The organism is Sphingobium baderi (assembly GCF_001456115.1).
GTDB lineage: Bacteria > Pseudomonadota > Alphaproteobacteria > Sphingomonadales > Sphingomonadaceae > Sphingobium > Sphingobium baderi_A.
This window is the reverse complement of the sequence record NZ_CP013264.1, coordinates 2,762,560-2,787,110: the sequence shown is the minus strand read 5'-3', so window position 1 is coordinate 2,787,110 and position 24,551 is coordinate 2,762,560. Positions and strand designations below refer to the sequence as shown.

Genomic DNA, 24,551 nt, shown 5'->3' with positions numbered 1-24,551 from the left:
AAGGGCCATCCCATGACCACAAAAAAAGCCGCCTTTTACGTGCGCCTCGCCAGCGTCCTGGCCTTTTGCCTCGCGGCGGGGACGCCTGCGACCGGAGAACAAAAGTTGGAGCAGGATCATCCCACGCTCACCGCCGACGGCAACGTCAGTGTGCCCGCGCACAGCGTCGCCATGCCCGGCAGCTTCAGCCCGGAAGCCCGCAAGGCGTTCACGGACTATTTCGCCCGTGGCGGAGATCCCGCCTTTTCTGGCGACATCTTCAACATCCGACGCATTTATGATGAGAAATGGGCTGGCCCGATCCTGGCGCAATGGGAAAAACGATTTCCGGTCAAGACCGAACGCACGACGATCGACGGCGTGGTCGTGGATATTGTTACCCCTGGAAAAGGTGTGCCCGCCGATAAGGCTGACAAGGTCCTCATCAACTTTCACGGGGGCGGTTTTATTCTGGGCAATGGCGGAATCGGCGGCAGGATAGAAGCGGTGCCGATGGCCGGCCTGGCCGGATACCGTGTCATCACCGTTGACTACCGGCAAGCGCCCGAAGCCGTTTATCCGGCCGCAACCGATGACGCCGTCACTGTCTATCGAGCCCTTCTCAAGACCTATCGCCCTGAGAATATCGGCGTTTACGGCTCGTCGGCTGGGGGTATGCTGACGGCCCAGTTGGTCGCGCGCCTGCAAAAGGAACAGTTGCGCCCCCCCGCGGCGATCGCGATCATGGCGGCCGGCGCGGCGAAACGTGGAGCATCCGATTCTTCCTACTGGATGCTAGGTCTGACGGGCGCACAGGTCACCCCGCAACCGGCCATGTTGTCCATGCCTCAATATTTCAAGGCGAAGGATATGGAAGATCCCTATGCCTTCCCCGCCAGTTCGCCCGCCATTCTAGCCAAGTTTCCGCCAACTTTGATCGTGTCGTCCTCGCGCGACGCGCTGCTGGGCAATGCCCTGGATACAAGCGCCAATCTGGTGGCTGCGAAAGTGCCCAACCAGCTTTATGTCCGCGAGGGATTTGGCCACGGCTATTTCACGCAAACGCCTGATGTGCCCGAGGCCATCGCAGCCTGGCAAGTGGCAGTGGATTTTTTCGACCGTTATCTCGGCAAGGAAACCGACCGCAATTGATCATTCGGACCTAGCCGGTCGCGAACACATATTACCCGCCGGTATCCCGCTAAAGACGGGCCTCGCAAACAAACGAGACGGCACAACAGGGGAGGAAAAACATGGTTCATTCTATTTTTCGAATTGGCGTTTCATTCGCGGCCCTCACGATTGCAGGAGCATCCGCCCAGGCGAGTGCCCAAGCGAATATGGCAGCTTCACCAACAGCCGTTACCGAACAAGCCAGCCTGGACGACATTGTCGTCGTAGCGCGGCGCGCCCAGGAACGGCTGCAGGACGTGCCCATCTCCATAACGGCGATCAGTGCCGAGACAATCAAGACGGCGCAGATCAGCCAGGGCTCCGACCTTATCCGTCTGGTCCCTACCCTCAATGTGCAGCAATCATCCACCGGGCCGGGACAATCATATTCGCTGCGCGGCATCCGTACCGGCGTCATAACCTATTTCAACGAAGTGCCGACATCGACCAACGCCGTGAACAATCAGATGTGGGATCTGGAATCGGTGCAGGCCTTGGCCGGTCCGCAAGGCACCTTGTTTGGCCGGAATAGCACAGGGGGCGCGATCCTGTTCGTGCCGGCCCGTCCGACGGGAGAGTTTGAGGGTTCAGTCGAGCTTGGTTATGGCAATTATGACTGGCGGCAGGCGACCGCGGTTCTGAACCTCCCGGTTGCAGATGCGGTCAGTCTGCGCGTGGGCGGTCGTATCGTGCGACGTGATGGCGTCGTGAAGAATGAGATCGGCCCCGATTTCCAGTCGCAGCATCGTGACAGCTTCCGTGCCTCGCTATTGCTAGAGCCCGGCAGCGTGTTCTCCAACTACACGGTGTTCGACTATACCGATGTCAACGAAGCGCCGGGCGCCCTGATCACCTCCAACGTCCGACCCACGGCGGGCTGCTTTCCCGGTCTTGGCTGCTTGTACGGAACCCAGCCCGCCGAACTGGGCGCCATACAGGACGAATTGGGTATCCGGCGTGTCCGGTCGCGCTATCCTGCGATCCAGGATAGCAAGGAATGGGGCGTCACCAACATTGCGGCGATCGAACCAACCGAAGGCATCACGTTGAAATATGTGTTTGGCCTGCGCCGCAGTTCATACAATCGCTTCACCAATCAGACGACGCTCGACTTGCCCATCCAGATCGGCAACAACTTTCAGGACTTCGGACGGGTGATCTCTCACGAAGTGCAAGCGCTGGGCAATGTGCTTGACGGCCGGCTGAACTGGGCCATCGGGATCTTCCGATCAAAACAGGAATCACGCGGCGGCCTGTCCTATTCACTGTTCGGTAATCCGAATTTGCCCTTTTCCAACGACCGCAACAATTTCACGACGATCAACCAGTCCCAGACGACGACCGGCGTCTATGGCCAAGCGACTATTACGCTGGCGGATGGCTTGAACGTGACCGGCGGACTGAGGTTCAACAAGGACAAGGCCGCGTTGCTGACATCGTCGGTCGGTCCGCAGTTCACCTTTTTCGGCCCACAGATCTGCCGGTTTTCGCCGACCGCACCTGGCGTCGATTTCGCCAACTGCACTCGGTCCATTTCTGACAATTATGACGCCGTCACCTATAACTTCTCCGTCGACTATCGTGTCAGCAGCGCCATGCTGCTCTATGTCACGACCCGTCGCGGCTATAATTCCGGCGGCTTCAATCCAAGCGTTCCGGCATCGCAGGAGCCGAGCGCACCTCAGCCGTCCTTCGGTCCCGAATATATCCGCGATTATGAAGCAGGCATAAAAGCGGACTGGCATATCGGAAGCATGCCCGTACGCACCAACCTGTCCGGTTTCTACGGCAAGTATAGCAGTATCCAGCGCAGCACCTTCGGCGTCAGCAGCACCGGCGCTACCTTTATCGGCACATCGAACGGGCCCAAAGCGACAATCTATGGCTTCCAGCTGGAATCGACCATCCGCCCCGCCCCCGGCTTTTTGCTGAACGCCAATTACGGCCTGCTCGAGACCCGCTACGATGAAGGATCGCCCGGCTTCCCCAAGGGCAACGCCTTCGCGCAAGCGCCCAAGCACACGGTCAACCTGTCGGCCAGCTATACGCACGACTTGGGTAATGCGGGCAAGCTGGTGGCCAGCACGGGGTTCACATATCAGAGCCGCATATCCTTCCAGGACGACAATCTCGGATCCTCGCTGGCATTCCAAAAAGGATATAGCATTGTCGATGCCCGACTGGGCATGTCCGACATCGGCGAAACGGGACTTTCCGCCAGTCTCTTTGTCAAGAATCTGACGAACGAAGCCTATGCTCTTGAACGACAGGATTTGGTAAATGCGTTTGGGTTTGCCGGGACGATTTACAACGATCCACGCACTTTCGGCCTGGAGATAGGTTATCGATTCGGGGCTAATTAGAGCTGGAACGCGCAGGCCGCCAAGGCATGTGGTGCTTGCTCGTCCGGCGACGGAACGTTTCCGGCCCGCCGCCGGATGGGGAATAAGGTAAACTGATCCCATCGGTTCTGGACAACCGACTCTTTCAAGGCAGCCGACATGCTGGGTTTAATAAGCTCGCCTATAGCTTGGCAGCATGGATTGATCGCGCTCGTCCAGCCAAGCTAAGGTGCTAAACTGATCGGCAGTGCGTGAGATGCAGAATAGGCCGACTTCTTCAGCAAAACTGCCTGATCCAGGCCATATCACGTCTCGTCCCGCCATTCCCAATAATATGCTCCGCATATCTTCTCATCGCAGCTGAACGCATGGTAAATCCCCTTTAATTTCCGCATCACCCTGTTTTTGCAGGGCTCGATGGGATATGCTTGTCGACGTGAGCACTGCCGCTGCGGGAGTCGACACATGGCGAATAGCGAACTGTTCTCCAGTTTCATGCGGGCGTATGACGACCGGCATCAGGCCGAAATGTCGGTCGAGGATTATCTGCTGGGATGCCGCAACGATCCGCTGATGCACGCATCCGCGCCGGAGCGGTTGCTGGCAGCCATCGGCGAGCCGGAAATCATCGACACGTCCCGCGATTCCAGGCTGGGCCGCATCTTCATGAACCGGACGATCCGGCGCTATAAGAGCTTTTCGAACTTCTACGGGATGGAAGGGACAATCGAGCATATCGTCAGCTTCCTGCGCCATGCCTCCCAGGGGTTGGAGGAACGCAAGCAGATCCTCTACCTGCTCGGCCCGGTGGGCGGCGGCAAGTCCTCGCTGGCGGAGCGATTGAAGTCGCTGATGGAAGCGCACCCCATCTATGCGCTGAAAGCCGGGGAGGAAATCAGCCCGATCTTCGAAAGCCCGCTGGCACTGTTCGACGCGGAAACCCATGGCGACATGATCGAGGACAGCTACGGCATTCCTCGGCGGCGGCTGACAGGCCTTATCAGCCCTTGGTGCCGCAAGCGGCTCGATGAGTTCAGCGGCGACATTTCCCGCTTCACGGTCGTCCGGCTGATGCCTTCCCGTATTCGCCAGATCGCCATTTCGAAGACCGAGCCGGGCGACGAGAATAACCAGGACATCTCCTCGCTGGTAGGCAAGGTCGATATCCGCAAGCTGGAGATGCTCTCCCAAAACGATCCCGATGCCTACAGCTATTCCGGCGGCCTCAACCGAGCAAATCAGGGCATCCTCGAATTTGTCGAGATGTTCAAGGCGCCGATCAAGATGCTCCATCCACTGCTGACGGCGACACAGGAAGGCAATTATATCGGGACAGAGAATATCGGGGCCATTCCTTTCACCGGAATCATCATGGCCCATAGCAATGAATCGGAATGGCAGAATTTCAAGAACAACAAGAATAACGAAGCCTTTATCGATCGCATCTACGTCATCAAGGTACCCTATAGCCTGCAGGCGACGGAGGAACGGCAGGTCTATGAGAAGTTGCTGCGCGATTCCGATCTGAACAAGGCGCCCTGCGCGCCGGGGACGCTGGACATGCTGGCGCGCTTTTCCGTGCTGACGCGGCTGCGCGAGCATGAGAACAGCAATCTCTATTCGAAGATGCGCGTCTATGACGGCGAAATGCTGCGGGAAATCGACCCGCGCGCGAAAAGCCTGCAGGAATATCGCGACGCGGCGGGCGTGGATGAGGGGATGTCGGGCATATCCACCCGCTTCGCCTTCAAGGCGCTGTCGGCGACCTTCAACCACGACACCACCGAGATCGCGGCGGACCCCGTCCACCTCATCTATGTGCTAGAAGGCATGGTCCGTCAGGAACAGTTCCCCACCGAGACGGAGGCCCGCTATCTGGAGTTCATCAAGGGCGAATTGGCGCCCCGCTATGCCGAGTTCATCGGAAACGAGATTCAGAAAGCCTATCTCGAATCCTATGATGATTACGGGCAGAATCTGTTCGACCGCTATGTCGCTTATGCCGATGCATGGATCGAGGATCTGGACTTCAAAGACCCTGACACCGGCCAGTTACTCAACCGAGAAATTATCAATCAGGAACTGACCAAGACGGAAAAGCCCGCCGGGATCGCCAATCCCAAGGATTTCCGCAACGAAGTCGTGAAGTTCGCGCTGCGGATGCGGGCCAGCCATGACGGTCGCAACCCGTCATGGACATCCTATGAAAAGATTCGTGAAGTCATCGAAAAGCGGATGTTCAGCCAGGTCGAGGATCTGCTGCCCGTCATCAGCTTTGGGTCGAAAAAAGACGGCGACACGGCCGGCAAGCATGAGGAGTTCGTCTCCCGCATGATCGAGCGCGGCTATACTGAGCGGCAGGTAAGGCGTTTGGTAGAATGGTATATCCGCGTCAAACAGGCAGGTTGAGGGAGGTGCGCCGACCGACATGCACATCGTCGACAGACGCCTGAACCCCGGCGGCAAGAGCCTGGTCAACCGGCAGCGTTTCCTGCGAAGGGCAAGAGCGTATGTGCAAAAGGCGGTGCGCGACAGCCTGAAGGATCGCAGCATCCGCGAACTCGATAAGGAGAGTGAAATCTCCATCGGCCGCGACGCGATCTATGAACCGACCTTCCACCGCGCCGGGAAGGGCGGCAATCGCGAGCGGGTGCTGCCCGGCAATCATGACTATTTGGAAGGTGACCGGATCAAGCGACCCGAAGGCGGCGAAGGGAATGGTGCGGATGCCGGCACGGGCGAAGGGAATGACGATTTCCAGTTCGTGCTCAGCCGGGAGGAATTTCTCGACCTGTTTCTCGACGATCTGGAACTGCCGGACCTTGCCAAGCGGCGGCTGATCGGCGGGGAAGTCGATGGGATCAGGCGCACGGGCTATTCCACCGCCGGATCGCCCTCCAACCTGTCCGTGCCCCGCACCATGCAGAAGGCAATGGCACGGCGCATGGCGCTCCGGCGGCCGAGTGGTGCTGAAGTGCAGCGGATTGAAGAGGAAATGGCGACGATCGAAGCCCTCGATCCACTCCGGCCGGAGGATGCGGATCGGCTGAAGCGGCTGCGTGAGGACCATGCTCACCTCGTCCGCCGCCGCAATTTGATCGCTTATATTGATCCCGTCGACCTGCGGTATCGCCGGTTCGAAGCTGTGCCCCGCCCCGTCGCACAAGCGGTGATGTTCTGCCTGATGGACGTGTCCGGCTCCATGAGCGAGCATATGAAGGATCTGGCGAAACGCTTCTTCGCCTTGCTCCATCTATTCCTGTCCCGCTGTTACGAGCATGTCGAGGTTGTGTTCATCCACCATACCGACCGGGCGGCGGAGGTCGATGAGCAGACCTTCTTCTACAGCACGGTCACGGGCGGCACGCTCGTGTCGAGCGCGCTCGACAAGCTGATCGAGGTGGCGGCGGATCGCTATCGCCCCGACAACTGGAACATCTATGTCGCGCAGGCGTCCGATGGTGACAATATGATGCAGGACAACGCAAGGGTCATTAGCTTGATGCAGGACCATATCCTGCCCATGACCCAATATGTCGCCTATCTGGAAGTCGGCCGGGATAAGTTTCCCGACGCGGCGACCACGCAGCCGATGACAACCCTGTGGCAGGCTTATGCCCCGGTGGCGGAAGCGCATCGTCACTTCGTAATGCGAAAGGTCGCGCATCGGCAGGAAATCTATCCCGTCTTCCGTGAACTGTTCCAACGTCGGGGCCTTGGCGAAGGGGCGCCAAACTGATGGACCTGCGCGCCGAAACGCCCCTGTTCACCGGAAGCGATTGGGATTTCGCGCTCGTCAACCGCATCTATGAAGCAATAGAGCCGATCGCCGTCGATGAGATGAAGCTGAACGTCTATCCCAATCAGCTTGAGATTATCAGTTCGGAACAGATGCTGGACGCCTATTCGTCGGTGGGCATGCCGCTCTTCTACAAGCACTGGTCCTTCGGCAAGCAGTTCGTCACCAATGAAATGCTCTACCGCAAGGGTTTGCGTGGCCTGGCCTATGAACTGGTCATCAACTCCAACCCCTGCATCAGCTATATCATGCAGGAAAACAGCGCCACGATGCAGGCGCTGGTGATCGCCCATGCGGCCTTCGGGCATAACCACTTCTTCAAGAACAATTATCTCTTCCGCCAGTGGACCGATGCCGACGGCATCCTCGACTATTTGGAGTTCGCCAAGCGCTACATCACTCTGTGCGAGGAGCGACATGGGCAGTTGGCGGTCGAACGGGTGCTGGACGCGGCTCATGCGCTGATGAACCAAGGTGTGCACCGCTATCCTCGCGTGCGTCCCCGCGATCTACGGCGCGAAGCGGAGCGGGAAGCCGAGCGGCAGGCCTATCGCGAGAGCATCTACGACGATCTATGGCGCACGGTGCCGATTGGCGCGAAGGCGGCGACGATAGCCCGTGACGAGCGATTGGCAGTGCTGGGATTGCCGCAAGAAAATATCCTCTATTTCCTCGAAAAGTCCGGCCCTCAGCTAGCTGCGTGGCAGCGGGAGATATTGAGGATCGTTCGGTTGATCGCACAATATTTCTACCCGCAGCGCCAGACAAAAGCGATGAATGAGGGCGCGGCCACCTATGTCCACTACCGCATCATGACGATGTTGCACGAACGGGGGCAGATCACCAACGGCGCGTTTCTGGAGTTCCTTCAGTCGCATACCGGCGTTGTCTATCAGCCGACCTATGATTCAGGGCATTTCGGCAGCTTCAATCCCTATGCGCTGGGCTTTGGCATCATGACCGATGTAGAGCGCATCTGCATGGACCCGACACAGGAGGATCGCGAATGGTTCGGCGACATTGCCGGGTCGGGCGATCCGCTGGAAGTGCTGAAGGACATATGGGCGAATTATCGCGATGAGAGCTTCATCTCGCAGTTTCTCAGTCCCCGTCTGATCCGCCAATGGCGCCTGTTCAAGATCCTCGATCAGGAAAACGACTCGGAGATCCGGGTGGACGCCATCCATGATGAACGGGGCTACCGGCGCATCCGGCGAACATTGGCGCACGAATATGACATTGGGCAGCAGGAGCCGGATATTCAGGTCGTGGACGTCGATCTGGCTGGGGATCGCTTGCTGATGTTGGAGCATGTGGTGTTGAACGGCGTGCTTCTGGATGAGGGCGACACCACCATGGTACTGCAAAATTTGGCGAATCTATGGGGTTATGAAGTAGCTCTCAGCGAAGTGGACGCTGAAAACCGGAACGAATTGAGGAGCCATCAGGCCCAGCCGCAGCCTGAATGGATGCGGTGAGAGGATTAAGACTGTGAAGCGCCGCCTCCGCTTGTCAGATTCCGTTTTCATTCCGTGGCCGAGAGGCGTAAATTTCATGCTGTTTTCACGGGTCAGGCTTTGCCGAGACGCTGGCATGAGTGCATGCGTCGCAGATCGGGGCGTGCCCGACACCTCAAGCGGAGGCCGATACATGACGGATGCTCTTACGCCCCAGGAATGTCTTGACCGGGCAAGAATGCACGAGCGGCTTGCATCAACCACAGCGGACGCTTCGGCGCGCATGATGCATCAGGCCATGGCATCGGAGTTCCGACGTCGCGCGGAGACTGGCTCTTCCGGCGCAATACAAGCCTCCAGCAAACCAGTTGTGGAGATGTTCCAACCTGCCCAGTGAAGGGAACGGGAGAACGCCGATCCACTAATTCAACGAGCAACTCTTCCCGCTTGCGTTTCGGGAAGAGTCAACAGCACCGGAAGCACCGCTAGAGCTACGAGCGCGATCATTATCCCGGGAGCAGCAGACGAATCCGTCCGTTCAACTAGAACTTGCGCGAGCCAGGGCGTGAGGCCGCCGAAAAGTGCTGTCGCCGTCGTGGCGCCCAGCGCCAGGCCGCTCAGACGTCCCCTGGCAGGAAGTTGTTCTGCGGTAGCCACAGCTCCTACCGCACTGACGCCGCCAGCCAACGCGGCAAGCAGGATTGCGCCGATGAGCGCCATAATAGGCGTTGTGTCCGCAAGCAGACGGAACGACAGATAAGGCACAACTGCCGAGAGAACCGCCAGAGCGACCAGTACAGACCGGCGGCCCAGCCTGTCGGAAAGCATGCCAACAAAGGGCGTCACCACGATCACCGCTACCGCTGCCACGGTGGCTAATTGCAATGCTTGCGCCTCGGTCAATCCGACAGCCGAGGTGAGGTAAACGGGCAGATAGGTGATGCCGATATAATAAGTGATCGACCCCAGTGCGGAAATAGCAAAGCCACGCAGCATACCGGACCGATATCGCGTTATGGCATGGCCAAGCGGCCAACGAACAAGCGTCCCCGCCCGGCGATGCGCCTCGAACTCAGGCGACTCCTGCATAAACGCACGGGCCAGAAGAATGGCCCCCGCAAGGACCGCCCCAAAAACGAAGGGCAGGCGCCATCCCCAGCTGTCGAGTGCCGGAGCGGGTATGAAACTCACCGTGACCGCCGATATTCCTGCCGCCAGCAAAGCCCCTATCTCACTGGTGGCAGCCGCCATCGAGGTAACGAGCCCACGCCGTCTTGGAGCCGCTCCTTCCAGCAAATATGCGACGACCCCGGTATATTCGCCGCCTACGGCAAAGCCCATCAGACATCGCAGGATAAGCAGCAGCACCCCTGCAACAGGCCCAACCTGAGTCACCGTCGGTAGCATTGCAGTGAGCGTCATGGCTGTCGTCATCAGCGTCATTGAGACCAGCAGCGTCGCGCGCCGTCCATATCGGTCGCCGAAATGCCCGAAGACCATCGCGCCGATTGGACGCATCAAATAGGCGACTGCAAACCCCGCCAGCGTCGTCAACACAGCGTCCTCGCCCTGGAAGAACAGCCGTGCGAGCACCGTCGCAAAATAGAGGAAGAGCGAAAAGTCGTACCACTCCACCACGGTGGATATCCCCGCAAGAACAAGTGAGCGGCGATCCAGCGGACGCGAAGCAGTCATGAACCGACACTAACCTGCAACTGGAATGGCGACAACCACGCTACGGCGCCGTCGATTGGGAGGAGCCGATTCCTCCGCAATTCACCACGCGGGTGGCACCCGCTGTCCACCAGATGGCGATTTTAAAGCGATGCGAACCGATCAGCTCCAGGAGCGCAGCTGCTGCCTTGCTGCGATAGCTTCATTGTGGCGCGCACCGAAGAACGCACACGGCCCAAACTCGATGGGGGCCGCGTGCAATGTCCCTGCCATGACCGCCGGTGAGGAAAGGACGGCAACACCGGCACCTGCCAGGGCGATTTCATTGGAGGCAGAACCAACGCCATGTCGAGCACATCTGGATCAACGCCCAGTTCACGCAGGTAACGGTCGAGGTTCGACCGCATGCCGGAACCCTGTTCCCTTCTCATCCAGCGTGCCCGCCGCAGTCAGACCGCATTGATGCTCGCTTCGTCGAACGGGATGCTACACCTGCAGTAAATTCCAGATCCGTCGCAAGAGGCCTCCGCCCCAGCAGAGACAGTTTGGGAGAACAGCAAAATCAGAAAGTAGCGCTTGTATGCGGGCCATCATCATATTCCGCCAGCGACCACATCCACCGCATATCATTGCATGACATGCTTAGCAGCTTTGGCGCGCCCGGAACGATTCGAACGTCCGACCCTCAGATTCGTAGTCTGATGCTCTATCCAGCTGAGCTACGGGCGCGTTGTGGAGGCGCAGATATAGGGGGGGTGATGATTGAGCAAGCCCCTTTTTTTTCTTTTTTTCCGCCTTTCCTTCCAGGGAGCCTTCCGAGCAACTTTCCGGCGCTGAAATCGTTCAATCTTCACAGAGAGGATAGCCATGTCTTTTACTTTGAACGAGATCGCATTGCTTGGCATCGCCCTGGTCGTTGGGTTGATCCTGGGGCTTATGATAAGCGGCCGAGGCAAGTATAAAAGGCTGTGGCGGGACGAGCAGACCGTCCACAGACACAGCATTCAGGATCGGGATCAGCGGCTTCATGCCGCCAATGAACGGATTGCCGAACTTGAAAGGCAATCAGGCCCCATTGGCCCGGGAACCGCCTCTGCGGTAGCTGGTGCAGCTTACGGTCGGGACGATCTGGCCATGATGCAGGGCGTATCGCTTCAGGACGAAATCACGCTCAATGAAGCCGGCTATCATCGTTATTCGCAGATCGCAAACCTGACGGACGAGCAACAGGCGACATTGGAGGCCCGTCTGGGGCGCGCGCCCGGCACCATTCATCGCGAGGAATGGCTTGAACAGGCGCGACTGCTGAATGAAGGCAAATTGGAAGAGCATGGCCGTCGATATGACCGGCCCGCTATCCCTCAATAATGCCTATAGAAAGGGCGGATCATCAACCCGCCCTTTTCCATTTCTATGCCTTGTTAGCCAGCGCAGCCTGCGCTGCAGCTAATCGGGCAATCGGCACACGATAGGGCGAGGCCGACACATAATCGAGACCGGTTTGCTCACAAAAGGCAATGGAGGCCGGATCGCCGCCATGCTCGCCGCAAATACCCAGCTTGATTCCAGGACGCGCCGCGCGACCGCGTTCGGTCGCCAATTCGATGAGTTCGCCCACGCCCTCCACATCGATGCTGACGAACGGGTCGCGAGCGAAGATGCCCTTGTCGACATATTGCGTCAGGAAGCGGCCTGCATCGTCACGGCTGATACCAATGGTCGTTTGCGTCAGGTCGTTCGTACCGAAGGAGAAGAATTCACCCACCTCAGCGATCTCACCGGCCTTGAGCGCTGCGCGCGGTAGTTCGATCATGGTGCCAACCAGATAATCGACCGTCGCCCCCTGCTCCGCAAAGACCTCGCTGGCGACGCGATCGACGATCGCCTTCATCAGTTCCAGTTCCTTCTTCGTCGCCACCAGCGGGATCATGATCTCTGGGATCGGCGCTTCGCCGCTACGCTGCTTGATGAGCAATGCCGCTTCGAAAATGGCGCGGGCCTGCATCTCATAGATTTCGGGATAAGTGACGCCAAGGCGGCAACCGCGATGGCCCAGCATCGGGTTGAACTCGTGCAGTTCGGCGGCACGGCGCTTGAGCGCGTCGACTCCGACCCCGGCTGCCTTCGCCACTTCCTCGAACTCCGATTCGCCATGGGGCAAGAATTCGTGCAGCGGCGGATCGAGCAGGCGTATGGTGACAGGTAAACCCGCCATCACCATGAAGATCTGCGCGAAGTCGTCCCGTTGCTCCGGCAACAGCTTTTCGAGCGCGGTGCGGCGCCCCTTTTCACTGTCGGCCAAAATCATCTCACGAACCGCCGTGATCCGCGCGGCATCGAAGAACATATGTTCGGTGCGGCACAGGCCTACGCCTTCCGCACCGAAATCGCGCGCAGTCTGGCAGTCGAGCGGCGTTTCCGCATTGGCGCGGACCTTAAGCCGGCGGACCTTGTCAGCCCAAACCATCAGCGTACCGAAATCGCCCGCCAGTTCAGGCTGCACCGTCGGGACTTCTCCCGCCATCACCTCACCGGTCGAACCGTCGATGGTAAGAATGTCTCCTTCCCTGAGTTCGCGGCCGTCGATACGCAGTGTCTTGGTGGCGTTGTCGATCGACAAGCTGCCCGCGCCGGAAACGCAGGGACGACCCATGCCGCGCGCCACCACTGCCGCGTGGCTGGTCATGCCTCCGCGCGCGGTCAGAATGCCCTTGGCCGCGTGCATGCCGTGAATATCTTCGGGGCTGGTTTCGACGCGGACCAAAATGACCGAATCGCCCAGTTCATTACGGCGCTCAGCGGTATCGGCGTCGAACACGATCGCGCCCGAAGCCGCGCCCGGCGAAGCAGGCAGTCCCTTGGTCAGCACGTCGCGGGACGCTTTAGGATCGAGCGTGGGATGCAGAAGCTGGTCGAGTGCGGCGGGATCGACGCGGGCGACGGCTTCCTCTTCCGAAATCAGCCCTTCGCTGGCCATGTCGACCGCGATCTTGAGCGCAGCCTTGGCGGTGCGCTTGCCCGAACGGGTCTGGAGCATCCAGAGCTTGCCCTGCTGCACCGTGAACTCGATGTCCTGCATGTCGCGATAATGTTTTTCGAGGGTCTCAAACACCCGCGCCAGTTCGGCATAGGTTTCGGGCATCGCTTCTTCCATCGACAGCGGCTTGGCCCCTGCCCGTTCGCGTGCCTGCTTGGTGAGATATTGCGGCGTGCGGATACCCGCCACTACATCCTCACCCTGCGCGTTGATGAGATATTCGCCATAATAGGCGTTCTCGCCAGTAGCCGGGTCGCGGGTGAAGGCGACGCCGGTGGCGGACGTGTCGCCCATGTTGCCGAACACCATCGCCTGCACATTGACGGCAGTGCCCCAGTCGTGAGGAATGGAGTTCAGGCGGCGATAGACCTTGGCACGGTCGGCCTGCCATGAACCGAACACCGCAGAAATCGCGCCCCATAGCTGGTCGCTCACATTCTGCGGGAAATCCTTGCCCCAAAGTTTTGAAACAAGGGTTTTATATTCCGCGACCAGTGCTTTCCAATCCTCGGCGGTCATTTCGGTGTCGAGCGTGTAGCCTTGATCTTCCTTAGCGATTTCAAGGGCTTCCTCGAACGCGCCATGGTCGAGTTCCAACACCACATCAGAATACATCTGGATAAAACGGCGATAGCTGTCCCATGCGAAGCGCTCGTCACCCGAGGCAGTGGCAAGGCCGAGCACGGTTTCGTCATTGAGGCCCAGGTTAAGGACGGTATCCATCATGCCGGGCATCGAAATGCGCGCGCCGGAACGGACGGAAACCAGCAGAGGGTCGTCGGCATCACCGAATGTCTTGCCTGTCACCGATTCGATATGGCTGATACCGCTTTCGACTTCGGCCTTGAGGCTTTCGGGATAGACGCCGCCATCCTGATAATAGCGGGTGCACATCTCAGTGGTGATCGTAAAGCCGGGGGGCACGGGCAAGCCAATGGCGGCCATGCCGTCCAGATTAGCTCCCTTGCCGCCGAGAAGATTCTTGTCTCCCTTGCCACCATCATCGACGCCGCCGCCGAAACGATAGACATAACGAGTGGCCGTAGTGCTCATGCTGTTCTCTTCCATCGTCAACATATCCGCGGCTCCCAAAAACGTGGCCGCATCTTTGTGCGTTGCAACAAGCCCTAAACAATATGCAGGCGACAAATGCACCTGCTTTTACGATATTTTACGCGCAAAGTCGCAACTGTCTCACAGAATTCGCCATTTTTTGCCGCTATCCGGTAATTTTTGAAAAGTCAGCAACCGCGTGAACCGCGTCCCGCACCCGCGCAAGAAGCGCGAGACGCGCTGTACGCTTGGCCGGATCGGCATCATTGACCGTGACGCTTTCGAAGAAAGCATCGATGGGCCCGCGAAGCATGGCCAGCGCCGCCATTGCGCCTTCAAAATCTTCCGTCTCCACGGCCTGCCGCGCACGTGGCTCGGCTCCTTCGAGCGCAGCGATGAGGTCCGCTTCCGCTTTTTCGGGTGTGTAAGACAACGGCTTTTGCTCCGCCTGCTCCACGCCTTCCTTCCTGAGGATGTTCGCGGCGCGCTTGTAGCCCGCGAGCAGGTTCTCGCCGTCGTCGGTAGCGATGAAGAATTGCAACGCCTTCACGCGGGCCAGAAGGCAGACGAGATCATCCTCACCGCCGAGCGCGAACACCGCGTCAATGAGGTCGTGGCGAACGCCTGCTTCCTTTTGCTGGACCTTTAGACGGTCAGCGAAGAAGTCGAGAATGGAAGGCACTGCCTCAGAAACGATATTCCAAACTTGATCCGCCTCTTCTTTCGGCGTTTCAACAGCATTCAAGGCCGCTGTCAGCGCTACCGTAGCAGTACCTTCGCCAACGGCGGCGATCAACGATGGGTAAACTTTTACCAACTTATGGCCAACCGATGGCTCAGTTTGCAAAAGCACGTTCACGGCAGCTTCAACGATTGCCTTTCTAAGCGGTATTCTAAGTCCGTTATCTATCGTCGTGGAAGAAACGCCCAAAACCGCACGGCGCAATGCGAAGGGGTCTCGCGAGCCGGTCGGTCTCTCATTTTTAATAAAGAAGCCGACAATCGTATCCAACTTATCCGCTAATGACACAGCCACCGTCACCGAGGCAGTCGGAACATCATCGCCCTGCCCGACTGGCTTGTAATGATCGCGGATAGCGTTCGCCACAGCATCGGGCAGCCCCTCGGCGCGCGCGTAATAGCCACCCATGACGCCCTGTAATTCAGGGAATTCGCCAACCATTTCGGTGACGAGGTCGGCCTTCGCGAGGCGGGCAGCCTGTTCGGCCTGATCCGCGTCCGCGCCCTTCACGATGCCTTCTTCCACCAGCCAGCGGGCGAGTTTCGCCACGCGCTCCACTTTGTCGGCGACGGTGCCGAGCTTTTCGTGGAAGGTGATGCGTTCCAGTTTCTTCGCATGGTCCGCCAGACTAGTCTTGCGGTCCTGCTCCCAAAAGAAGCGGGCATCGGAAAGGCGCGCGGCCAGAACCTTGCGATTGCCTGCGATGATTGCCGCACCGCCATCCTTTGCCTCGATATTGGCGGTGCAGATGAAGGCGGGAGCCAGTTTGCCCGCGCGATCGCTTAGGACGAAATATTTTTGGTTGATACGTAAGGTTAGCTGGATAACCTCAGGCGGCACCTCAAGAAAGGCGGGATCAAAATCGCCCAACAGCGGAACGGGCCACTCGGTGAGGCCTGCATTCTCCGCGACCAGGCCTTTATCCTCGATCACGGTATAGCCGTGCGCCGCAGCGGCTTCATTGGCTTTCGCCTCGATGATTGCCTGTCGTTCCCGATGGCTGACGATCACATGGCAGGCGCGCAGCTTTTCGGCATAGTCCTGCACACCGCCTATGGTGATCTCACCGGGATGGTGGAAGCGGTGGCCGAGCGTGGTGTAGCCGCTTTTGACGCCCTCGATCTCAATATCGACAAGGTCTTCGCCAAGGATCGCGACGATCCCTTGCAGCGGCCGGACCCAGCGGAGGCTTTCAGTCGTCCGCGACGCCGTGCCCCAGCGCATCGACTTGGGCCAGGGGAAAGCACGGATTATGGCAGGAATGGCTTCCGCGAGAACTTCCGTCGTAGCGCGACCCGGCGTATTCACGACGGCGAACCAGACGCCGTCGCGGTCCTCAAGCTGCTCCTGTTTCAGGCCGGTCTTGCGGAGGAAACCCTCCAGTGCCTGCGGGGGGGCATTGGTGCGGGGGCCTTTGAACTCCTCGTTCACCGCCAACGTTTCGAGCGGCAGGTCACGGGCGATCAGCGCCAGGCGGCGGGGTGTGGCGAAACTGTCGATAGTGGTGGGCTTCAGACCTGCCCTGCCCAATTCCTCGGTAAAGAGGCGGGCCAAGTCGTCCGATGCCTTGATCTGCATCCGCGCCGGGATTTCCTCGCAACGCAGTTCAAGCAGGAAATCGGTCATTATGCGGCCCACCCGTTCACTTCCATCCATGCCTCGCAGCTTCCCTTTGCGAGTTCGCGGACGCGACCGATATAGCTGGCGCGCTCCTGCACGGAGATGACACCGCGAGCCTGGAGCAGGTTAAAGACATGGCTCGCCTTGATTGCCTGATCATAGGCGGCAAGGGGCACGCCTGCTTCTATGCAGGTCTTGCATTCCGCTTCGGCGTCGCGGAACCAACGGAACAGCTTTTCGGTATCGGCGATCTCGAAATTCCATTTCGACATCTGCCGCTCGTTGGCGAGGAACACGTCACCATAGGTAACACCGGCATCGTTGAATTTCAGGTCATAGACGCTGTCGACGCCCTGGATATACATTGCGAGGCGTTCAAGGCCGTAGGTCAGTTCGCCCGCGACGGGTTTGCAGTCGAAGCCGCCCATCTGCTGAAAATAGGTGAACTGGGTGACTTCCATACCATCGCACCAGACTTCCCAGCCAAGACCCCATGCGCCTAGCGTCGGACTTTCCCAGTCGTCTTCCACAAAGCGGATGTCGTGGACCAGTGGGTCGATGCCGATTTCCCGAAGCGATCCCAGATAGAGGTCTTGCAAGTTCGCCGGGGACGGCTTCATGATGACCTGGTACTGGTAATAATGCTGTAGGCGATTGGGGTTCTCGCCATAGCGGCCATCGGTCGGGCGACGACTGGGCTGAACGTAGGCAGCATTCCAGTTATCCGGACCGAGGCTGCGGAGCGTAGTCGCAGGATGAAAGGTGCCTGCGCCCACTTCCATGTCATACGGTTGCAGGATGACGCAGCCCTGCTTCCCCCAGTAAGCGTGAAGGGTCAGGATCAAATCCTGAAAGGATAGCGCTTTGCCTTCGGCCACCGATGGTCCTTCGGAAATGACGGTTTCTTTGCCGCGCGCCTTGGCGCAGCCGGGGCGAACGGTCAAGGGCAAGAGGGGCCGATGAGGGTTAATCCCCTTGCTCTGGCGCTCCCACGTCCGCATGGATGGAGAATGGATCACAGGATATCGGGCTGAGATGAGATTGTTTTTCCCCCGGCTGCTAGTCGCCGCGCTGTTGCTGTCTGGCGGACTGCTTGCGGAACACCGCACAGCGTTCGCCCGGACGGAAGCGCATAATGGGCTTATCGCCCCTGCTCTGTGGGAAGTGAAGGATGCGGACACGACCATCTATCTGTTCGGGACCGTCCATGTACTGAAACCGGGCGTGGACTGGTTCAAGGGCGGGATTAGGCGCGCCTTCGATCAATCCGATGAACTGGTGCTCGAAATCATCGAGCCGGACAATCCGAATGAGATGGCCTCCATTATGGGCGCGAAAGCCATCGCACGGGACGCGGCGGCGCTTTCCAAGCGGCTGGAGCCCACGGCGCGCGAGAAATATCAGGCAGCGATGGAGGCCAACGGCCTGCCTTGGCAAGCGTTCGAAGTCTTCAATCCGTGGATGGCCGGCCTTGCCCTATCGGTCGCGCCACTGGAAAAGCTGGGATATAAGGCCGATCAGGGCGTGGAAAAGCTGTTGAGCGCCGCTGCTAGGGCCACCGGCAAGAAGATAGGCGCGCTGGAAACCCCGGAGCAGCAGATCGGCTATTTCGCGGCGCTGCCGATGGAGCAGCAGATAGCCTTCCTCAATTCGACGGTAGAAGGCCTTAACGACATAGAGGCGCAGTTCGATTCGCTGGTCCAACACTGGCAGGCGGGTGAACCGGACAAGCTGGCCGAGGAAATGAACGAATCGCTCGAAGCGACGCCAGAGTTGGCACAGATCCTGCTGTTCCAGCGTAACGCCCACTGGGCGCAATGGATCAAGGCGCGGATGGGGCAGCCAGGAACCGTATTCATTGCCGTGGGCGCGGGACATCTGGCAGGAAAAAACAGTGTGCAGGACCAGTTGAAAGCGCTGGGAATCAGCACGGCGCGCATCCAGGAATGAGTCAGTGATACGCATCTTCGCTCGCTTCCTGACCCTCCTTGCGTTCGCCTTCGTCGCAGCCTGCGGGCAGGAACCTCCCACGCCGCAGCCGGAGCATGGCCCGGCCATCTGGCGGGTGCAACGGGGCGCGCTGGACGGGTGGATTTTCGGCACCATTCATGTGCTGCCAAAGGGAATTGCGTGGCAAACCCGCACATTCGGGGAAGCTATCCAACAGGCCGACAGGCTGGTTCTGGAGGCGGCAGATCTACAAAATCCGCAAAAGACGCTGGCGCTGTTCGAGAAAATGGGGCGCAGCCCTGATCTGCCGCCGTTGGAAGCCCGCATCCCCCCCGCCGACCGTGACGCGCTGGAGCAGATCGTCGCGGGCGGAGGCACCAGCACACAGGCGCTGGCGGGCTATGAAAGCTGGGCTGCGGCAATGCTCCTGTCGGCGGCAACGCAGCAATCCTTACACGTCAGTCAGGACAATGGCGTCGAACCGGCATTGATCGCAGCCTTCAAGTCAGCGGGGAAGCCCATCGACGGCCTCGAAACCGTGGAGCGGCAGTTCGCGGCCTTCGACACTTTGCCCGAAGCGGCGCAGCGGCGCCTGCTGGTGCAAACCGTGCATGAGGCGAAGGACATGCGCGCGCTTTACGACCGCATATTGAATGCGTGGATGAAGGGCGACATGGCCGCCATCGCGAAGGAGGACCAGATAGGGGATCAGCCCGATCCACTGGTCGAGGAAGCCGTGCTGATCGCCCGCAACCGCGATTGGGCAAAGGCCATCGAGCCGATGACCGGTCGCCCATTCATCGCGGTAGGTGCGGGACATCTGACCGGCACCGACAATCTGATCGACCTGCTCAAGGCAAAGGGTTTTTCGATCACGCGCCTGCAATAAGTTGAGCGCAGCCTTGCCTTCTGACGCCTTTCTGCTACAGGGCCGCCTTCCCGTGATGGTCATCCCTGGAGGCGTCACGGGTTAAACCGCAATATTTACGCTTTTGGAGACATGCAAATGAGCGAGCAGCTTACGCTGTCGGCCGAGGCACGCGATCGGGCAGGCAAGGGAGCCTCCCGCGCCCTCCGCCGTGAGGGCCGCGTTCCCGCCGTCATCTATGGTAACAATGAAGAACCCCTGTCGATCCACGTCGAGGAAAAGCTCCTGGGCAAACTGCTCGGCACCGGCCACTTCTTCAATTCGGTCGTCATGGTTGAAGTGAACGGCAAGGCCGTGCGTACCCTGCCCAAGGACGTGGCTTTCCATCCCGTGTCCGACCGTCCGCTGCACGCCGACTTCCTACGCGTTTCCGAACATGCCCAGGTGCACGTCAACGTGCCCGTTCGCTTTGAGAATGAAGACGCTTCGCCGGGCCTGAAGCGCGGCGGCGTGCTCAACGTCGTGCGCCACGAGATCGAACTGATCGTCGACGCAGCCCATATCCCCGACGATCTGGTCGTCGACCTCAAGGGCTTTGACGTGGGCGAATCGATCCACATCAGCGCCGTCACGTTGCCCAAGGGCGCGAAGACCGCCATTGACGATCGCGACTTCACCATCGCGACCATCGTTGCGCCGTCTGCTCTTAAGAGTTCCGAAGGCGACAACGAAACTCCGGCGGTCGAGGAAGGCGAATAAGCCTTTCCTTTCCGCCAGAGGGCTGGAAATTCCGATCCCGTCCGCCTACCCGGCGGGCGGGATTTTCTTTTCGGGAGCATGGGACGATGCAGATCTGGGTAGGCCTTGGCAATCCCGGTCCCCAATATGCAATGCAGCGGCACAATGTCGGCTTCATGGCGGCGGACGTGATCGCGGACCTGCATCGCTTTACCCCCGTAAAAAAACAATTTCAGGGCTGGGTGCAAGAAGGCCGGATCGGCAACGAAAAGATCCTCCTCCTGAAACCGGCGACCTTCATGAACGAAAGCGGCCGGTCCGTGGGCGAAGCCATGCGCTTCTACAAGCTGGCACCGGAAGACGTAACTGTGTTTCATGACGAACTCGACCTTACCCCAATGAAGGTGAAGGTGAAGCGCGGCGGCGGCAATGCCGGGCACAACGGCCTGCGTTCAACCGACGCGCATATCGGCGCGGATTTCCGGCGCGTGCGAATCGGCATCGGGCATCCGGGGCATAAGGACCGGGTGCACGGTTATGTCCTTGGCAATTACCACAAGAGCGAGATGGACGCTCTTTCCGACATGTTAGGCGCGATCGGCGCGGAGGCGGAGTGGCTGGCGAAGGGCGACGACGCGCGTTTCATGAACGAAGTAGCGCTGCGGATGGCCGATTGAGCGGCAGCCAGCCTCTTTGCAGCGCCGGAATGGCGCCGTTCCGCATTGCACAAGAAGCGCACGGCAGGCCATAAGGCATTAATTCCAACATGCTGAGAGGTTTTGGGTGATTCAGCGTCTGTCCACCACCCCCTTCAACGACCAGAAACCGGGCACTTCGGGCCTCCGAAAGAAAGTTCGGGTCTTTCAGCAGCCCCATTATGCGGAAAATTTCATTCAATCGGTGTTCGACAGCCTGGAAGCGTTTGAAGGCAAGACGTTGGTGCTGGGCGGCGATGGACGTTTCCTCAATCGCGAAGTGATCCAGATTGCGCTGAAGATGGCGGCGGCCAATGGCTTCGGGCGCGTTTTGGTGGGCCGAGGCGGAATATTATCGACACCCGCTGCATCGCATCTGATCCGGTCATCGGACGCTTTTGGCGGGCTGATCTTGTCGGCCAGCCACAATCCGGGTGGGGCGGACGAGGATTTCGGGATCAAATATAACGTGTCCAACGGCGGCCCCGCGCCGGAAAAGGTGACGGAAGCCATCCACGCACGAACGCTGACCATCGACCACTACAGAATATTGGAGGCGGGTGAGGTGGACATCGACACGCTGGGCACGAGCCTGCTCGGCGAGATGGCCGTAGAGGTCGTCGATCCAGTGGCGGGTTATGCCGATCTCATGGAAGGCCTGTTCGACTTCGGCGCAATCCGGGCGATGATCGCGGACGGCTTTACCCTATCCTTCGATTCCATGGGCGCCGTGACCGGTCCTTATGCGATCGAAATTTTCGAGAAACGACTAGGCGCGCCTGCTGGCACCGTACGGAATGCAATCCCCCTTCCCGACTTCGGTCATCATCACCCCGATCCCAATCTGGTCCATGCCAAGGAGCTTTACGACCGGATGATGGCCGAGGACGCGCCCGATTTCGGCGCGGCTTCTGACGGCGATGGCGACCGCAACCTCATCATTGGGCGGCACAGCTATGTGACGCCATCGGACTCGCTGGCGGTGCTGGCGGCGAACGCGCATCTGGCACCCGGCTATGCGCTGGGTCTCAAAGGTATTGCGCGCTCCATGCCGACCAGCGGCGCCGCTGACCGGGTCGCGGAAAAGCTGGGCATTCCGCTTTATGAGACGCCGACGGGTTGGAAATTCTTCGGCAACCTGCTGGACGCCGGGATGGCGACTATCTGCGGCGAGGAAAGCGCGGGCACGGGTTCCGATCATGTACGGGAGAAGGATGGCATCTGGGCAGTGCTGCTGTGGCTCAATATATTGGCGGTTCGGCGGCAAAGCGTCGCCCAGATCATGACCGAGCATTGGGTCAGCTATGGTCGCAATTACTATGCCCGGCATGACTATGAAGGCATCGCCAAGGATAAGGCCGACGCGCTGATGGAAGCGTTGCGCGGCAAGCTGGCATCGCTGCCCGGCACGTCGAACAGTGGCGGCAAAGTGGAAAAAGCCGACGACTTCACCTATACCGATCCGATCGACCAGTCCGTTAGCCGCAACCAGGGCGCGCGTATCCTGTTCGAGGACGGATCGCGGGTGGTGTTCCGCCTGTCGGGAACGGGAACGGAAGGTGCGACCCTACGCATCTATATCGAACGCTATGTCGGCAGCAGCGGCGAACTTGGCATGGCGACGGCAGAGGCGCTGGCGCCGCTGGTGAAGGCGGCGCAGGAGGTCGCAGATATTTCCGGCTTCACCGGGATGGAAGGACCAAGCGTCATCACTTGACGGGTCAGGCGTTGGGGCCCTCTCCCTTGGTGCCGTGCAACCTGGCCCACAGCTCGGCCGTACCCGCTTCCTGCGCCTTGTTGGTGAACTGCGCGGCGACTAGCCATCCCTTGATAGGACGCAACGGCAAAATGGTAGTCAGGATCAGCACGGGCACGCCGACTGCCAAATGAATCCAGAGACCCGGCCGCGCCATGATTTCCAGCATCACAATAAAGATGACACCCGGCACGCAGGCGAAAAGCTGGACAAAGACCGCAGGGCCGTCAGCCGGATCAGCGAAAGAATAATCAAGGCCGCACACATCGCAATGGTCGCGGATCTTCAGGAACCCAGTGAAGATATGCCCTTCTCCACAGCGCGGGCAGCGGCCAAAAGGACCCGTTTCATGCGCGGGGCGCCGGGGCCAGCGCCTTCCGGCTTCGTCCACGAACATCTGCTGGTCATCCTGGGTCATTGCAGCCTCCTCAAGCTCGGGTCCCGCTGGGACCATAAGGCAGATATTGCAATTGCGCCTTTTGTCCTACCCCCTGCGAGGCAGGCTGGCCAAGCGGGCGGGAAAAGGCTATCGGCGCGGCCATCATCCAGACATGAAGGCAGTTCCATGGGTTTTCGTTGCGGTATCGTCGGGCTTCCCAATGTGGGGAAATCCACTCTGTTCAATGCGCTTACCGAAACGCAGGCGGCGCAGGCGGCGAACTATCCCTTTTGCACCATCGAACCCAATGTCGGGCAGGTCGCGGTGCCGGACGAGCGGTTGCAGACCATCGCGAAGATCGGCGGATCGGCCAAGATCATCGAAACGCAGCTTGCCTTTGTCGATATTGCGGGGCTGGTGCGCGGTGCATCCAAGGGCGAAGGGCTGGGGAACCAGTTCCTTGCCAATATCCGCGAGGTGGACGCCATCGTCCATGTGCTGCGCTGCTTCGAGGATGACGACATTACCCATGTAGACGGCAAGGTCGATCCCATCGCCGACGCAGAGACGGTCGAAACGGAATTGATGCTGGCGGACCTTGAAAGCCTGGAAAAGCGGGTGCCTGCCTTCGCCAAAAAAGCGGCGCAGGGCGACAAGGAGGCGAAAGCCGCCGCGTCCGTGCTGGGGCAGGCGTTGGACCTGCTGCGCGACGGCAAGCCTGCGCGGCTGACGCAGCCCCGCGACGACGAGGAAGAACGGCTCTTCCATCAGGCGCAACTGCTGACAGCCAAGCCCGTTCTCTATGTCTGCAATGTCGAGGAAGAGGCGGCCGCGGAGGGCAACGCCCATAGCGCGCGCGTGTTCGAAAAGGCCACTGCGGAAGGCGCCAAGGCGGTGATCGTGTCCGCCGCGATCGAGGCGGAACTCATCACCATGCCGGTGGAGGAACGCGCCGAATATCTTGAAGCCTTGGGCCTTGCCGAAGCGGGCCTCGCGCGGATCATCCGGGCGGGATATGAGTTGTTGGGCCTCATAACCTTCTTCACCGTGGGGCCGAAGGAAGCGCGGGCCTGGACGGTGACGCAGGGATCGAAGGCTCCGCAGGCGGCGGGCGCGATCCATTCCGATTTCGAGAAGGGCTTCATACGGGCCGAAACCATGGCCTATGCCGACTATGTCCAATTCAACGGCGAGGCCGGGGCCAAGGAAGCGGGCAAGTGGCGCTCCGAAGGCAAGGATTATGTGACGCAGGACGGCGACATCATGCTGTTCCGCTTCAACGTCTGATC

17 protein-coding genes and 1 tRNA gene are annotated in these 24,551 nt (G+C 59.5%); 12 read left to right on the top strand and 6 right to left on the bottom strand.

Annotation, left to right across the window (positions count from 1 at the left end):
• Positions 1 to 12 precede the first annotated feature (12 nt).
• The 5 genes from ATN00_RS13690 to ATN00_RS13670 all read left to right on the top strand — a co-directional run bounded on the left by ATN00_RS13690 (position 13) and on the right by ATN00_RS13670 (position 8,771).
• Positions 13 to 1,131, top strand: coding sequence for an alpha/beta hydrolase (locus ATN00_RS13690; RefSeq protein ID WP_062065595.1), 1,119 nt, complete (start codon positions 13 to 15; stop codon positions 1,129 to 1,131).
• A 188-nt stretch (positions 1,132 to 1,319) separates the two neighbouring features.
• A complete protein-coding gene (locus ATN00_RS13685; protein WP_062065592.1) occupies positions 1,320 to 3,515 on the top strand; it encodes a TonB-dependent receptor in 2,196 nt (731 codons plus the stop codon).
• A 444-nt stretch (positions 3,516 to 3,959) separates the two neighbouring features.
• A complete protein-coding gene (locus ATN00_RS13680; RefSeq protein ID WP_062065590.1) occupies positions 3,960 to 5,903 on the top strand; it encodes a PrkA family serine protein kinase in 1,944 nt (647 codons plus the stop codon).
• Between the two features lie 19 nt (positions 5,904 to 5,922).
• Positions 5,923 to 7,233, top strand: coding sequence for a YeaH/YhbH family protein (locus tag ATN00_RS13675; RefSeq protein WP_062065587.1), 1,311 nt, complete (start codon positions 5,923 to 5,925; stop codon positions 7,231 to 7,233).
• A complete protein-coding gene (locus ATN00_RS13670) occupies positions 7,233 to 8,771 on the top strand; it encodes a SpoVR family protein (protein ID WP_062065584.1) in 1,539 nt (512 codons plus the stop codon). Before ATN00_RS13675 ends, ATN00_RS13670 begins: the two co-directional genes overlap by 1 nt.
• Positions 8,772 to 9,176: 405 nt before the next feature.
• Here ATN00_RS13670 and ATN00_RS13665 read toward each other — a convergent pair whose 3' ends face one another.
• Together ATN00_RS13665 and ATN00_RS13660 are read right to left on the bottom strand one after the other, a co-directional pair.
• Positions 9,177 to 10,445: an MFS transporter gene (locus ATN00_RS13665; RefSeq protein WP_062065581.1), complete on the bottom strand. Its 1,269-nt coding sequence runs from the start codon at positions 10,443 to 10,445 to the stop codon at positions 9,177 to 9,179.
• Between the two features lie 631 nt (positions 10,446 to 11,076).
• A tRNA-Arg gene (locus tag ATN00_RS13660) sits at positions 11,077 to 11,153 on the bottom strand.
• A 138-nt stretch (positions 11,154 to 11,291) separates the two neighbouring features.
• Here ATN00_RS13660 and ATN00_RS13655 point away from each other — a divergent pair.
• Entirely contained in the window at positions 11,292 to 11,792 is a 501-nt protein-coding gene (locus ATN00_RS13655) for a hypothetical protein (RefSeq protein ID WP_062065578.1), read from the top strand.
• A gap of 43 nt (positions 11,793 to 11,835) precedes the next feature.
• On the opposite strand, the gene ppdK is transcribed toward ATN00_RS13655, so the two are convergent.
• The 3 genes from ppdK to ATN00_RS13640 all read right to left on the bottom strand — a co-directional run bounded on the left by ppdK (position 11,836) and on the right by ATN00_RS13640 (position 17,754).
• The gene (gene ppdK / locus ATN00_RS13650; RefSeq protein WP_062065575.1) at positions 11,836 to 14,538 is read right to left on the bottom strand and encodes a pyruvate, phosphate dikinase; all 2,703 of its coding nucleotides are present in this window, start codon (positions 14,536 to 14,538) and stop codon (positions 11,836 to 11,838) included.
• Positions 14,539 to 14,680: 142 nt separating this feature from the next.
• A complete protein-coding gene (gene glyS / locus ATN00_RS13645) occupies positions 14,681 to 16,882 on the bottom strand; it encodes a glycine--tRNA ligase subunit beta (RefSeq protein ID WP_062065572.1) in 2,202 nt (733 codons plus the stop codon).
• Positions 16,882 to 17,754 (bottom strand): glycine--tRNA ligase subunit alpha, encoded by an 873-nt coding sequence (locus ATN00_RS13640; protein WP_062068812.1) that lies wholly within the window; start codon positions 17,752 to 17,754, stop codon positions 16,882 to 16,884. The genes glyS and ATN00_RS13640 overlap by 1 nt, the downstream gene beginning before the upstream one ends.
• Positions 17,755 to 17,911: 157 nt before the next feature.
• Between ATN00_RS13640 and ATN00_RS13635 the strand changes: the two genes are divergently transcribed.
• The 5 genes from ATN00_RS13635 to ATN00_RS13615 all read left to right on the top strand — a co-directional run bounded on the left by ATN00_RS13635 (position 17,912) and on the right by ATN00_RS13615 (position 22,844).
• On the top strand, positions 17,912 to 18,826 hold the full coding sequence (locus ATN00_RS13635) for a TraB/GumN family protein (RefSeq protein WP_062065569.1): 915 nt from the start codon (positions 17,912 to 17,914) through the stop codon (positions 18,824 to 18,826).
• Positions 18,827 to 18,830: 4 nt separating this feature from the next.
• The gene (locus tag ATN00_RS13630) at positions 18,831 to 19,715 is read left to right on the top strand and encodes a TraB/GumN family protein (RefSeq protein WP_231746282.1); all 885 of its coding nucleotides are present in this window, start codon (positions 18,831 to 18,833) and stop codon (positions 19,713 to 19,715) included.
• A 117-nt stretch (positions 19,716 to 19,832) separates the two neighbouring features.
• Positions 19,833 to 20,453, top strand: coding sequence for a 50S ribosomal protein L25/general stress protein Ctc (locus ATN00_RS13625; RefSeq protein ID WP_062065566.1), 621 nt, complete (start codon positions 19,833 to 19,835; stop codon positions 20,451 to 20,453).
• A gap of 86 nt (positions 20,454 to 20,539) precedes the next feature.
• On the top strand, positions 20,540 to 21,109 hold the full coding sequence (pth, locus tag ATN00_RS13620; protein ID WP_062065563.1) for an aminoacyl-tRNA hydrolase: 570 nt from the start codon (positions 20,540 to 20,542) through the stop codon (positions 21,107 to 21,109).
• 106 nt (positions 21,110 to 21,215) lie between these two features.
• Positions 21,216 to 22,844: an alpha-D-glucose phosphate-specific phosphoglucomutase gene (locus ATN00_RS13615; RefSeq protein WP_062065560.1), complete on the top strand. Its 1,629-nt coding sequence runs from the start codon at positions 21,216 to 21,218 to the stop codon at positions 22,842 to 22,844.
• Positions 22,845 to 22,848: 4 nt separating this feature from the next.
• On the opposite strand, the gene ATN00_RS13610 is transcribed toward ATN00_RS13615, so the two are convergent.
• On the bottom strand, positions 22,849 to 23,301 hold the full coding sequence (locus tag ATN00_RS13610; protein ID WP_082635216.1) for a DUF983 domain-containing protein: 453 nt from the start codon (positions 23,299 to 23,301) through the stop codon (positions 22,849 to 22,851).
• A 147-nt stretch (positions 23,302 to 23,448) separates the two neighbouring features.
• On the opposite strand from ATN00_RS13610, the gene ychF reads away from it, so the two are divergent.
• Positions 23,449 to 24,549: a redox-regulated ATPase YchF gene (ychF, locus tag ATN00_RS13605; RefSeq protein ID WP_062065557.1), complete on the top strand. Its 1,101-nt coding sequence runs from the start codon at positions 23,449 to 23,451 to the stop codon at positions 24,547 to 24,549.
• The last annotated feature ends 2 nt before the right edge of the window (positions 24,550 to 24,551 follow it).

Bases quoted from the DNA above. Each gene is read 5' to 3' on its own strand.
- ATN00_RS13670 (WP_062065584.1), top strand. From the start codon at position 7,233: ATGGACCTGCGCGCCGAAACGCCCCTGTTCACCGGAAGCGATTGGGAT.
- pth (WP_062065563.1), top strand. From the start codon at position 20,540: ATGCAGATCTGGGTAGGCCTTGGCAATCCCGGTCCCCAATATGCAATG.
- ychF (WP_062065557.1), top strand. From the start codon at position 23,449: ATGGGTTTTCGTTGCGGTATCGTCGGGCTTCCCAATGTGGGGAAATCC.
- ATN00_RS13665 (WP_062065581.1), bottom strand. From the start codon at position 10,445: ATGACTGCTTCGCGTCCGCTGGATCGCCGCTCACTTGTTCTTGCGGGG.
- ATN00_RS13625 (WP_062065566.1), top strand. From the start codon at position 19,833: ATGAGCGAGCAGCTTACGCTGTCGGCCGAGGCACGCGATCGGGCAGGC.
- ATN00_RS13685 (WP_062065592.1), top strand. From the start codon at position 1,320: ATGGCAGCTTCACCAACAGCCGTTACCGAACAAGCCAGCCTGGACGAC.
- ATN00_RS13680 (WP_062065590.1), top strand. From the start codon at position 3,960: ATGGCGAATAGCGAACTGTTCTCCAGTTTCATGCGGGCGTATGACGAC.
- glyS (WP_062065572.1), bottom strand. From the start codon at position 16,882: ATGACCGATTTCCTGCTTGAACTGCGTTGCGAGGAAATCCCGGCGCGG.
- ppdK (WP_062065575.1), bottom strand. From the start codon at position 14,538: ATGTTGACGATGGAAGAGAACAGCATGAGCACTACGGCCACTCGTTAT.
- ATN00_RS13655 (WP_062065578.1), top strand. From the start codon at position 11,292: ATGTCTTTTACTTTGAACGAGATCGCATTGCTTGGCATCGCCCTGGTC.
- ATN00_RS13690 (WP_062065595.1), top strand. From the start codon at position 13: ATGACCACAAAAAAAGCCGCCTTTTACGTGCGCCTCGCCAGCGTCCTG.
- ATN00_RS13610 (WP_082635216.1), bottom strand. From the start codon at position 23,301: ATGACCCAGGATGACCAGCAGATGTTCGTGGACGAAGCCGGAAGGCGC.
- ATN00_RS13675 (WP_062065587.1), top strand. From the start codon at position 5,923: ATGCACATCGTCGACAGACGCCTGAACCCCGGCGGCAAGAGCCTGGTC.
- ATN00_RS13635 (WP_062065569.1), top strand. From the start codon at position 17,912: ATGAGATTGTTTTTCCCCCGGCTGCTAGTCGCCGCGCTGTTGCTGTCT.